This is a genomic window from Microcoleus sp. B9-D4, from assembly GCF_036705105.1.
Classification (GTDB): Bacteria; Cyanobacteriota; Cyanobacteriia; order Cyanobacteriales; family Microcoleaceae; genus Microcoleus.
The window spans coordinates 37,713-50,340 of the sequence record NZ_JAUBTS010000055.1; the positions used below are offsets into that span (position 1 = coordinate 37,713).

Sequence of the window (12,628 nt, forward strand, 5' to 3'; positions counted from 1 at the left end):
CCCATGCCCTACTCCCCACAAGAAAAAATAATTTTTGTGGGATGGGCTTCTAGCCCGTCCTAGCTTACCCACAAGAAAAAATAATTTTTGTGGGATGGGCTTCTAGCCCGTCCTAGCTTAAGGTTTACTTCCTCTTATTTAACGCCTGCTTCCCAAATCCAAGACAAAGCAGTCGATCGCCCTCAGCAACATTCGGGTCATTCTGCAAATAATCTCCTAACCACTCGCAACTGCGAGCAATGATATTATTCAGTTCCAAATTCTCCACAGGCAACAGAATTACATTCCTATCCCTACTAGCAAAACCCAGAGTTTTGCTATCAGAACTAAAAGTAACACTCAACACACGATCGCTCGATTCCAAAGTCTTAGATAGCAGCGCCTTCTTGCCGTCAAAATCCCACAGCTTAACAGTATTTCCCCCACTCGCCGCCGCAATCAACTTGCCGTCGGGACTAAAACTCACGCTTTCTACAGTATCGCTGTGTTCGAGTTTTTCAGTTAAATTGGCAACCTTTCCATCAAACTCCCACAAGTAAACTTTTTTGTCAGCGCAAGCAGCAGCAATAGTCTTACCGTCTGGACTGAAACTCACATTTTTAACGCTGTCCTCGTGGTCGAGAGTTTTCAGAATCTTCGCAGACGAACCGTTAAATTGCCAGAGGTAAACTCTCTTTTCTCCCGTAATTTCAAAAGCCTTTTTCTTCCCGCTTGCCTTGTCCTCAGCAGCGGTAGCAGTAGCAATAGTTTTGCCGTCGGGACTGAAGCTAACGCTAATTACTGGATTGCTGTGATCGAGTTTTGCAAACAAAGTTGCTTTAGAACCGTTCCAGCGCCAGAGGTACAATTTGCGATCGGCACTTGCGGCGGCAATTATCTTTCCGTCTGGACTAAAACTCACGCTTTTAACAATGCCGCTGTGGCTGAGGGTATTTAACAGTTTGCCGTTTAAACTCCAGACTTTCACTGTTTTGTCATCGCTGGCAGAAGCAACAGTTTTATCATCAGGCGAAATGCTCACCCAGGTAACAGAATCTTTGTGACCTTCTAAGGTTTTGAATAAACTGCCGTCAGCACGCCAAAGTCTCACTGTTTTGTCACCGCTAGCAGAGGCAATTGTTTTACTGTCAGCACTAAAACTGACTTTGTAAACCCAGTCTCCGTGTCCCGATAAAATCTTATTCAGCGGAGTGCTGTCCGGTTTCCAAATTTTCACTATTTTGTCCTTACTTGCGGAAGCAATAGTGCCGTCGCCACTGAAACTTACGGCTCTTACGTCGTCTTGATGTCCTCGAAAAGTGTTGAGCAAAGTGCCGCTGCGACTCCAAACTTTCACCGTATCGTCTGCACTGCCGGTGACAATTTTTTTGCCGTCGCGACTGAAACTCGCGCTGACAACTTCATCGTTGTGTCCTTTGAGAGTTCTGATTTCCTCACCATTTCGGTTCCAAACTTTTGCTGTGGTGTCGGCACTTGCCGAGACGAGTTCTCGACTGTTTGGACTGAACTTAATGCTGTAAACAATGTCCGAATGTTTGGTTAATGTTTTGGGATTAATTCTAAATTTCTGCGTTTTACTTTCTCGGTTCCAAAGTTTGACAGTTTTGTCAACACTTGCTGAGGCTATTGTTTGGCCGTCGGGACTGAAAGTGACGCCCAGCACCCAGTCTTTGTGTCCGGTTAAGGTTTGCAGCAATTTTTTGTTCGCAAGGTTCCAGATTTTGACGGTGTTGTCGTGACTCGCGGAAGCTAGGGTTTTGCCGTCGGGACTGAAACTGACGCTGGTGACGATATCGCGGTGGCCGGATAAAATACCACTAGCACTTTTGTCGTTATCTACTTGCCAAATTCTAATTATGCGATCGGCACAACCAGTCGCGATCGTTTTCCCATCAGGACTAAAACTAACACTCGTCACGCTATCTGGGTGATTGAAAGTTTTTAATAACTTACCTTCTTTGCTCCACAATTTAACAGTTTTGTCAGCACTTGCCGAAGCAACTGAATTGCCATCGGGACTGACACTCACATCCAAAACAAACTTGCTGTGCTGCTCGAAACGGTTGCGTTCTTGCACCCCGGAAACGGCTTGTCTGAGTCTTTCAGCAATTTGATTTTTAGTTTCCACAGGCAGCGCTGTACTTTTCAGAGAATCACGACCAATTTTGATACTATTTCCCAACACTCCTAATTGATTTTTTTCATTAGAAAGCACCAAAGCTTCCGACGCCGAATTTAGGGCATCAGTCCGACTGGTTTCTGCTTCCTGCCGTGCGCTTTCTGCTAATTTTGCTTGCTCGAAAGCCATCCCCGAAACACCTGCGAGTACAAGCACTCCTAGAACTGCCGCCCGCAATTGCCATCTCCGAGTTTGGTAAAGTTGAGCTTCCGCTTGGTACTGTTTGTCTCTAGCTTCCGACAGCAAAGCATCTTGCTCTCTGTCTTTGCGAATTTGTTCAATTTCATCTCGGTTAATTTGATTTTGCTTTCGCAGTTCCTCAAATTCTGCTTTTTTATCTAATTCTTGCTGCTGGCGAATGAAGCTAACTAAATAATCGTGAACGAGCTGATAAAGCTCTGCAGGCAGTTCCGTCCAGCGAAAAACTAAACCAGAGTTTACTAACAGTTCTAAGACTAAATCTAATTTGTCAGCTTCGGCAAATGTCGCTAAATTAGAGGCTAATTCGGCGCGGGTTTTTAGGGGACGGATCTCATCTTCATCTGTCAGCAAATACAAAACTCGGCGCGCCGCTACTTCATTTTCCGGGCCGCAATCTTTGATGACTTCTTCGAGAAATCTTTCGACTAATTTTTGTTGCGGATTGTTGCCAAGTTCCTGATATTGAGTCAAAGTTCTAATGTTCTCTTGTTGCAGTTGAGCGCCGACAAGTTGTAGTTCTATCGGGCGGACTTCTCCCAATTCTCCAGCTAAATCATTGACTAATTCTTCGATCAGCTCCGGTTCTAAGTAAAACTGCGCTCGCTCAGTTAAAGTGCGAATTACCGATCGCGCATCAAGCAGCGAAAAATTTCCCAAATAAAACAGAATGTTTTTGCTGAGAATGTCCTCCAAAATATCATTGTTAACGAATCCAGTCTGGTTTTTGGGTCGGGAAAATTCCAGCAAATAGTGCAGGTAATCTTCCCGCAAACACAGGACGACTTTTAAATATTTGATTTTCAAGCATTCCCGCAAAAAATCAAAAAATCTCTGCCTTTGGGCTGGCTCTTTCCACACGAAAAAGAATTCTTCAAATTGGTCAAATATCAGAACAGTCACTAGATGTTCTGAATTTATTTGCAGCTCCTTGATAATGTTTTCGTATTCGATCGCCTGTTGTTGTATGATTAATTCTACTGGCTGTGACTGCTCCCTTCTCTCCTCATTATTCCCAGTCGAGTCACCGTGAAATCCCGAAATATGATTTCCCTTGACTGCACCTGCTTCTACTGGAAAATCTACCGGAGCAGTTTCTGGTACTGCTTCGGCAATTTCCGGATCGAATATCTCAGCTTTCCCAGCAGATAACTGTCTGGTCAATTCCCGCGGCCAGTTGTTGTAAACTTGCAGCACTACGGGCAAAACAGTCCGCATTTCTATTTTTTTCTGTTTAAGAGCTGGTACTAATCCCCCGGTGACTATTGAACTTTTGCCAACTCCAGACTGACCGTAAATTACTGTCAGTTTGTCGGGGGTATTGTTCATCCTATATATCAAGCGGTTGAGGTCTTGCTCTCTGCCGGAAGCAGTAATTTCGTCAGCAATAGTAGCAGCGCCGGCTACAGTTTCGGCGACGGAATTAACCGCTTCTCTGTGCGGCTGCAACTTTCCTGCTCCAATAAAAGCTCGGAACCGATACGTGTGTTCCACCGCTCGATAATCTTGCTTAATTTGAAATGCTTCGAGATATTCTCCCCGCTGAAAATAGAGCGATCGCAGCATTTCTAAAACCCGCAAATACAGTTGCGGGTTGTAGCACGCTTCGGTTTCCGAGCGAGCAAGCTCTAAATGCGCGATCGCATCCTGCACCTCACCCAAATGGCTCTGGGCCTCTGCTAAAATTAACAGATACAAGCCTAGATGCTGCGACTTTACATGGGTTCCCTGTCCCGTCGCTTCTAAATTTGAGTTGAGAACGTCTAGAGCCACTAAAGCCCATTCTTTCGCCCCTTGCCAGTTCTTTTGCTCTAAGGCTACTCTAGCCAAAAAGCCGTAATCTTGAGCCAAATTAACTGCTGAATTTTCCATATTTTCATGTAACCTCCGAGCTTTTATGGCTAAATTCCAGAGTGCATCCCAATCTTCTAAATGCTGCAATACTTCCCCAAGTTGATTGATGAATATACCCACGGCATCCGGCCGTCCCGCTCGTTCTAAAACATCAATACATTCCTGAAAATAATTCTTAGCTTCCGTCCAGTAAGGACGGTTGCCGCTGCGGTGTTTTTCTGCTTGGAAACGGTAGCAAAGACCGATGTGGAATAGCAGAATCCCCTCTAACACCGGTGCAGGGTGAACGGTAAATAACAAATCGCTAAATTGTGTTTTTGATCCAATAAATGCTACTTGATACTTCCAAAAAGTGAGACTTTTTTGATATAATTCAATAGCGGCAGGGATGCGGTGACAAGCATATTCGTGCCTACCGCGAATAAATTGCAAACTTGCTTCAATAGCTGGTTCTAATCTGATATTGCAAGTTTGCAAGTCTTGGCTGGCCGACTCTAGTTCACTCAAAGAATTGGCTCCGAGAATGGCAGAATTAGTTAAACGCCAATTGCCACTTTCTAAAATGTTGGAAAAAATGCGATCGGCACTTTTGCCCAAAAAATCTACCAAGTCGTCCGGGCCCATCACAAATTCAACACTTGTCGTCCAAGTTTCGATATCTGTTACTAACCGAATCAGTTTTTTTAAGATTTTGTCTGTCACCCACAGCACCACCGGGAAAGGAAAATTATTCCGAAATTCTTCCCTCACGTAGTTGGTAGAAGTCAGCAGTCGATCGATCGCACTTACCGATTCCAATCCAAACACCATTAAAGCTGGCGGATGGTTGCAGGAAACTTTGGTTTCTATCGTCGTGTAAAGAGTTTTAACAGATGGCGGGAGGATAATTTCTCGAATCTCGATCCCAGACTCTTCCCGCAATTGCCTTACAATTTCCTCTCTCATGGCACTGTAATTGCACCGTACCAAAATGAGCGAAAATTGCCCGTGAGACATTCTCAGAGTCCGGGAGAGAGTTTGCAGCGAACTTTTGTTTTGCTGTGCTGCGGTTTCTTGCTGGTAGTGCGAATTAATCATAATTAAGAGTTGAAAAACTTTCTTAGAATAGATGCTGTAAACTGCCGAAAAAAGGAAGTTCGGCAACTATTTTTTTAACGGATGTCACGGATGTCATGAATCGACGGCTGGGGAAAGTGCAATTAAGAAGTTCCTAACTATTTTGGCGGTTGATATAAGTTTACTATGACCATTTTTCACTTTGGCAAATCACTGCGAAGAATCCTAGAATTAATTTTATTTCTGCCCTTGTGGGCGATTTTCCATCAATTGCAACTATCAATTAGTTAAGTTTATTTCAGCCTGCACACTTATTGTTTTAGCCGATCGCAATTAAAGCATACCCAAAAAAATACATACTCTGTTATTCGCATATTCCCAGCAAAATCAACCGGATTTTACTGAAATCTTGATAATTGCTCAAATTCTACCCAGCCAAAGAGTCTTTGTTTGCGGGGCTCCCAGCCATCGCCCAAATCGCACAAATCCGATTCAGTTATTCGCATATCCCAGAAATCCGGCATTCCCGGGTTGACTGGCCCCTGGCCGCACTGAGATAAACTATCGGCGGCGGCTCATCAATTACAGCTTGAAGATTTTTGGTCATAAATTTACTAATCTCCATATCTAAAGTAGCTGCAAAATCAGGTTCATCCCAATCCTCGCTTTCTTCAATGCTGATGGTTGTTGGTGGCCCAATATCAAAATCTAGCTCATCGCCAAAATCCGAAACTTTCTTAATTGGCTCTATTTTTTGATCGGTATCAGTGGCTAAAGCTTGAGTTGTATTGGCTATTAGTACGATCGGCAGTGCTACTATGGCACTTATCGTTTGTCGCGCCGTGATTTTCCTCATGGTATCCTCCTGATATAAACTCAACTTTGGTACTGCTATACATTCAACCTCTGCGGCTACTTGAGAGCGCTGTCAGTCGATTTTAGATTTTAGATTTTAGATTTTAGATTTACTCCACAGATGAATCTGAGAGCTTGAACTTTGATCTAAAATTGTGGGCTGCTTAACACTCCAGCAGTGTGCAAGTATCCGTTTTTGAGCAGATTCATTAATTAATAGTCGCTTGCTTTTCCACAGGATATAACCTGATCTGTGACTGTTTGTGGCAAGTTTGCTTAACGGAGCATATCCGGTCAACTGTTTGCCTTTCTATTTACTACGTGAAAACTCTTAAACAGTCAGGTTTTCCCGCTAAGTAATTCCCCGGTGTTTGCGAGTGTTTATCTCAGACTCAAAGCAAAGTGGGTGAGAAGTACGCGCTAGCGTAGGTATCCCGTAGGGAATCGCACACCAGTTTTGGCACACCAGTTTTCGCACACCAGTTTTCGCACTCCCGCGCTGCCACCAGCAAGCTGATGTGACATACCACAGCCACCGGATATCTGTCAATACTTATATCTTAACATTTCTAAGTTGTTGCATAATTCTCGTTACCAGGAAGAGCCTGGTAACGCCGCTCGGCGAGGCATAGCCTCCAGCCAAGTCGAGAGGGCTCCTATTTCGTCAAGCCGTGTTCGAGGGCGAAGCGAACCAACTCAGTACGGCTGTTAGTACCCGTCTTGCTAAACAAACGGCTGACGTACTTTTCCACATTACGCACGCTAGTTTCCAAGCGGCGGGCAATTTCCTTATTCATCAAACCTTGAGCAACCAAATCCAAAACACTTTGTTCTCGCGGAGTCAAATCAATTTTAATCGGCGAAGGACTTTGGGCGATCGAACTCCGCCCACTCAGCAAAGACTCAATTCTCGCCATTTGGCTTGTCAAAGCAGCAATATCAGGACTTTCAGCATTTTCGCTCGTCTCCTTAGCAGCCGCGCGGCGGGCCAGCAAATTGGTTACTATTGCTACTAATTCGTCGGGATCGAAGGGCTTAGAAAGATAAGCATCGCAGCCTGCTTGATAGCCTTGAATGCGATCGCTCGTCATCCCCTTAGCCGTCAAAAATACCACCGGCAAAGCCTTATAGCGAGGATCTGCCCGCACTTGCTTGAGAAATTGATAACCGTCCACCTGCGGCATCATAATGTCTGAAATCACCAAATCGGGATTGTACTGCTGCAAGAGTTCCCACCCATCGCGAGCATTACTGGCAACCTCAACCGCAAAATCGCTATCTTCCAAATAAGCTTGTACTGCTTCCCGCAAGCCCGGTTCATCATCTACCAATAATAATCGTGCTGACATAGTTGTTACCTTTACGCTTTACCACTATTTTTTAATTTAGCCACATTTAAGTCTTATTGTCACTCCATCCCTCGAAGGAAGTTAAAAACTTATTGTCCAACTCAAGAGCTTTGAGTTAGGTTTTGATCTAACGATTAAAAAGTGTTTAAATCTTTAATTCAAAACTCGAAACTCAAAACTCAAAATTATTGTTGAACCCTTCCACTTAAACTTTTGAACGATCTGTCAAAATTTCATAGCCAGTTTCTGTCACCAACACAGTATGCTCAAACTGAGCCGACATAGCATTGTCAACGGTTACAGCAGTCCACTTGTCAGAAAGCGTCCGAGTGTATTTAGAACCGGCATTCAGAATTGGTTCGATCGCCAATGTCATGCCCGCTCGCAATTTCACGTTCGGCATTTCCCGCGTGCGGAAATTGAAAACCGACGGTTCCTCGTGCAAATTTCGCCCGACACCGTGGCCGGTAAACTCCTCAACGATGTTAAAACCGTTGCTTTTGACATGATCTTCGATCGCACCAGCCAAATCGAGCAAATAGGCTCCAGCCTTTACTTGTTCGATGCCTTTGTAGAGAGCTTCTTCTGCGACTCGGATTAATTTTGCCGATTCGGGAGTCACTTCCACAACTGCGATCGTAATGCAAGAATCGCCGTGAAAACCTTGGTAATATGCCCCCGTATCTACCTTGAGAACATCTCCAGCCCGAATTACCTTTTTGGCGCTGGGGATGCCGTGAACAACTTCGTTATTAATGCTAGAGCAAATCGATCCGGGAAAACCGTGATAGCCTTTAAAACTCGGAGTTGCTCCCATAGCACGGATGCGTTTTTCGGCATAAGCATCCAAATCAGCAGTAGTCATTCCCGGTTTCACCATTTGGGAAATTTCTTTGAGTACCGTTGCAACGATTTTCGCGGCCTGCCGCATAATTTCGATTTCGCGTTCCGACTTAATTTCAATGCCTCGACGCTGTTTTTTGACTTGGGGTGCTTGAGTTGGGCTAGAAAGCAGACTGCTAAAAATATTCATGAATTGATTGGCGAGTAATTTTGTACTTTGACGGCAGGTTGAAGCAAAAAAACGGCAAATATCCAGTTTTTTGTGGAAAAACGGGTGTCTTGTTCCGAACTGTCGATCGCTTGTCCTTTAAGCTAGCTTAATATTTTTCTCACTAATCGGCACGGGATTGGGGGGTCAATCGATTTTAGATTTTAGATTTTAGATTTTAGATTGAAGCATAGAGCCCACGAATAAATACGTTCGGCAAGTTTCATCGGATACAGGTTTTTTATTTCTGGACGGATGAATCACGTGGCGGGTATCCTGGATGCTTTCGGTCAACAAAGCGGTTTCAACCGCCGAGCCCGTTGGAAAGCACCGAAGAACACTATTGTCAATCAGCCTTCACGGGCCGGCTCTCCTGCCCAACCCCTACTCCCCACAATAAAATCTAATCTTTGTGGAACAGGCATCTTGCCTGTTCTTGAGCATCGTGCAAGATGTGAGTTGGATCGGGATTTCCGAGTATTCCTGTGAGGTTAGCAATTGCGGCAATTAACTTATTTATGTCAACTGGTTTAGATAAGTGCATCTGGAAACCAGCTTCCAGCGCTTGCTGGCGCTCTTCCTCTCTCGCGTAGGCCGTCAGAGCGATCGCAGGCATCTTTCCACCCCTGAGCACTTCCATTTCTCTCACCCGCGCGATCAACTCGTAGCCGTCTGCTTCCGGCATTCCAATGTCGCTCAGCAGCAGATCCGGCCAATAACTCTCCAGTGCAGCTAAAGCCCCGGCCACCGATGCCGCCGATCGCACCATAGCTCCTTCGTCCTCGAGTAAAGCAATCAAAAACTCCCGCGTGTCATCGTCATCATCCACCACCAGCAATTGCAAATTAGTTAGAGTGGGGAGAACCTCTGCCTGGTCATTGAGGTATGACCCATCGTCAGCAGCGAGGGCGTTCGTCTGTGCAACAGGTAAAGCCACCGTAAATTTCGCACCCTCGCCCGGATTATTCTCTGCATACACCTTACCGCCGTGCTGTTCCACCAAGTGACGGACGATCGCCAGTCCCAGTCCTAAACCCCCGTAAGACCTAGTTGTGCTGCTATCAGCTTGGCGGAAGCGATCGAAAACATAAGGCAAAAAATCAGGAGCTATACCAATGCCGCTATCAATAATCTCAATTTGAGCCTCATCTCCAACTGACTCTAACCGCACCTGTACTTTACCCTCTTGCGGACTAAACTTAATCGCATTTGACAGCAAATTCCACACAATTTGCTGCAAGCGATCGAAATCGCCGATAACTTCACCTACATTGGGACTGCACGTTAATTCTATGATTATTGATTTTTCCTCCGTCAGTGGCTGCAAAGAATCTATAGCCAGCTTGATCGCAGATTCCAACCGAATCGGATGCTTATTTAAATTTAGTTTCCCCCGCAGAATCCGCGAAACATCTAAAATATCTTCAATGAGTTGAGATTGAGATTTAGCATTGCGCTCAATTGTTTCTAGGGCTTTCTCTATAGTGTCTTGGTCAAATGTTTTGGTACGAAGCAGCCTAGACCAGCCGAGAATTGCATTTAAAGGAGTACGGAGTTCGTGAGAGAGAATAGCTAGAAATTCATCCTTCATCTGGTTAGCTCTCTCCGCTTCTTGCCGCGCCACTTGTTCGCGGATTAGTCTGCCGCGTTCTTCCTCTGCTTGCTTGCGGTCTGTGACATCTCTAACCGTACCCACGTGACCGATCAGTTTTCCCAAATCCGAAAACATAGGGGACGACTGCACATTAATCCAACGCACAGTTTCGCTACCAGCTAATCGAAACTCGTTAGAATATTCGTTGCCTTCTTTAATCCAAGCTAACCAATCTGCTACTACGCGCTCGCGATCTTCTGGATGAACTTCCCGCTGCCAAATATCTGCTAAACTTTCCTCCAAAGTTAACCCACAAATTGCTTGACAACGGGGATTGATGTAAGTACAGCGGCCTTCAACGTCAGCTAAGTAAATTCCCAGCGGCGAACAAGCACACAAAGTGCGAAACCGCTCTTCACTTTTACTTAGTTCACTATTAACCGCAGCTAACTGTGTTGCTTGCTGTTTCACCTCGACTGTTTTTTGGAACAATTCTACAAATACCTGCACCTTCGAGGTCAATATTTCCGGTTCCAAGGGTTTGAAGAGGTAATCCACCGCACCCAGAGAATAACCTTTAAACACGTGGGTGTCATTACTGCTGAATGCTGTGATAAAAATAATCGGAGTCGCTCGCGATCGATCTCTAGAGCGAATCAATGTTGCTGTCTCAAATCCATCCATTCCCGGCATCTGCACATCAAGCAAAATTACCGCAAAATCTTCATTAAGCAGACATCTCAGAGCCTCCGCGCCCGAATTAGCTTGTACTAGATGATAAGAGGGGCTGTTGAGGATAGCTTCTAGAGCTACCAAATTTTCTGGGCGATCGTCAACTAAAAGGACATTTACTCGATGGGGGGACTGCAGATTCATAATTTTTTTAATCTTTAATTCTTAGCAAATTGACTAAACAGGGAGCGATTTTAGAGAGGGGTAAAATCCAGTCTACTTCAACATTTGCGATCGCCGACGCTGGCATGGTCGGGCATAGAGCCGAAGCCGGTTCCTCCACCAATGTCAATCCTCCCTCAGCTTTAATTTTTGCCAGCCCTTTAGTGCCATCCGAATTAGCTCCCGTTAAAATTATGCCGATAACTTTCTCCCCAAAGGCATCCGCAGCAGACTCAAACAGCACATCGATTGAGGGCCGCGCGTAGGAGACAGGAGCCTCAGTTGATAGTGCAAATGTAGGAGCTCCGCGATTGGGGATTGGGGATTTTGAATTGTGGATTGACTCCACTGCCACGCTCCCCCATTCTGTAAAGTCGTTTTCATACAGACTAAACTCCTCCTCAGAGGGCGATTCTATTAGCAAGTGATAGTCAGCGGGAGCCAAGTAAACCCGTCCAGGTGCGATCTCCTCTTTGTCTTGGGCCTCTGTGATTGGGAGAGAGCTTTGCTTTTGTAAAAAATCAGTAAGCTTATTCTGAGAACTCTTATGGCGGTGTTGGACAATAACTACAGGCAAAGGAAAGCTTTTTGGCAAATCTGCCAGCAGCACAGTCAGAGCCTCTAGCCCTCCCAAAGACGTGCCCACAACCACTATTTCAAAATTTTTTTTATTTAATTCTTCGGTAGAGTTTATCACTACTTTCAATTGGTTCATAGTATTTTTCATAAGGTGTAAAAGTCAGAGACTCCTGATGTCCTAGTCCTAAAACCCCAAACATTCCCAGGCTCTCATAAAAAAGCTTGTGTACCCGCTCTTGGAGGCGTGAATTGAAATAAATCAGCACATTACGGCATAAAATAACATTAAACTCATTAAAAGAATTATCCGTTGCTAGGTTGTGGTGAGCAAAGACAATATTATCTTTAAGTGAAGACCGAAAAATCGCATTTTCATAGGCAGCAGTGTAATACTCAGAAAACGCTTTTTTGCCCCCCGCTTGGTGGTAGAGTTGCGTATATTCTTGCATTTTTTTCAGCGGGAATATCCCTGTTTTAGCTGTTTTCAAAACTAATTCATTCATGTCCGTAGCGTAAATACGACAACGGTCATACAGTCCTTCTTCTTGCAGCAAGATTGCCATAGAATAGACTTCTTCTCCCGTTGAACATCCAGCGTGCCAAATCCGAATAAAAGGATAAGTACGCAGCAGCGGCACCACTTTATTTCTGAAACTAATGTAAAAGCTGGGATCGCGAAACATCGCCGTTACATTGACAGAAATGTCCAGCAGTAAACGGTCTAGGTAAGCAGGATTGTGAAGTACCTTTTCCTGAAGTGCAGAGACAGTGGTGAGCCGTTCCGAGCGAATAGTGTTCCAAATACGGCGCTTGAGAGAGGCAAGAGCATAATTGCGAAAATCAAATCCGTAATAGCGAAACATTCCCTCTAGTAGGAGTTGAATTTCGATTGTTTCAAGTTCATGGCTTTCGGGCATTTTTAATTAGTTATTGGGAATTGGGCATTGTTGACTGTTGACTGTTGACTGTTGACTGTTGACTGTTGACTGTTGACTGTTGACTGTTGACTGTTGACTGTT

At 44.8% G+C, this 12,628-nt stretch carries 8 protein-coding genes; all 8 read right to left on the reverse strand.

From position 1 onward, the window contains the following. Positions 1–124 precede the first annotated feature (124 nt). Entirely contained in the window at positions 125–5,308 is a 5,184-nt protein-coding gene (locus QUB24_RS25445; protein ID WP_333156380.1) for an nSTAND1 domain-containing NTPase, read from the reverse strand. A 475-nt stretch (positions 5,309–5,783) separates the two neighbouring features. Then, complete coding sequence (locus tag QUB24_RS25450; protein WP_333156381.1) at positions 5,784–6,143, reverse strand: hypothetical protein; 360 nt, start codon at positions 6,141–6,143, stop codon at positions 5,784–5,786. 351 nt (positions 6,144–6,494) lie between these two features. Continuing rightward, complete coding sequence (locus tag QUB24_RS25455) at positions 6,495–6,692, reverse strand: hypothetical protein (RefSeq protein WP_333156382.1); 198 nt, start codon at positions 6,690–6,692, stop codon at positions 6,495–6,497. A 106-nt stretch (positions 6,693–6,798) separates the two neighbouring features. Then, positions 6,799–7,491, reverse strand: a complete 693-nt coding sequence (locus tag QUB24_RS25460) for a response regulator transcription factor (protein WP_333156384.1) — start codon at positions 7,489–7,491, stop codon at positions 6,799–6,801. A gap of 205 nt (positions 7,492–7,696) precedes the next feature. Beyond that, entirely contained in the window at positions 7,697–8,524 is an 828-nt protein-coding gene (map, locus tag QUB24_RS25465) for a type I methionyl aminopeptidase (protein WP_333102021.1), read from the reverse strand. A 421-nt stretch (positions 8,525–8,945) separates the two neighbouring features. Beyond that, positions 8,946–11,012: a response regulator gene (locus tag QUB24_RS25470; protein WP_333156386.1), complete on the reverse strand. Its 2,067-nt coding sequence runs from the start codon at positions 11,010–11,012 to the stop codon at positions 8,946–8,948. Positions 11,013–11,019: 7 nt separating this feature from the next. Further along, positions 11,020–11,727 carry a chemotaxis protein CheB gene (locus QUB24_RS25475; protein ID WP_333156387.1) on the reverse strand — a complete coding sequence of 236 codons (708 nt, stop codon included), beginning with the start codon at positions 11,725–11,727 and terminating at the stop codon, positions 11,020–11,022. Beyond that, a complete protein-coding gene (locus QUB24_RS25480; protein ID WP_333156388.1) occupies positions 11,699–12,526 on the reverse strand; it encodes a protein-glutamate O-methyltransferase CheR in 828 nt (275 codons plus the stop codon). The genes QUB24_RS25475 and QUB24_RS25480 overlap by 29 nt, the downstream gene beginning before the upstream one ends. Positions 12,527–12,628: the final 102 nt, after the last annotated feature.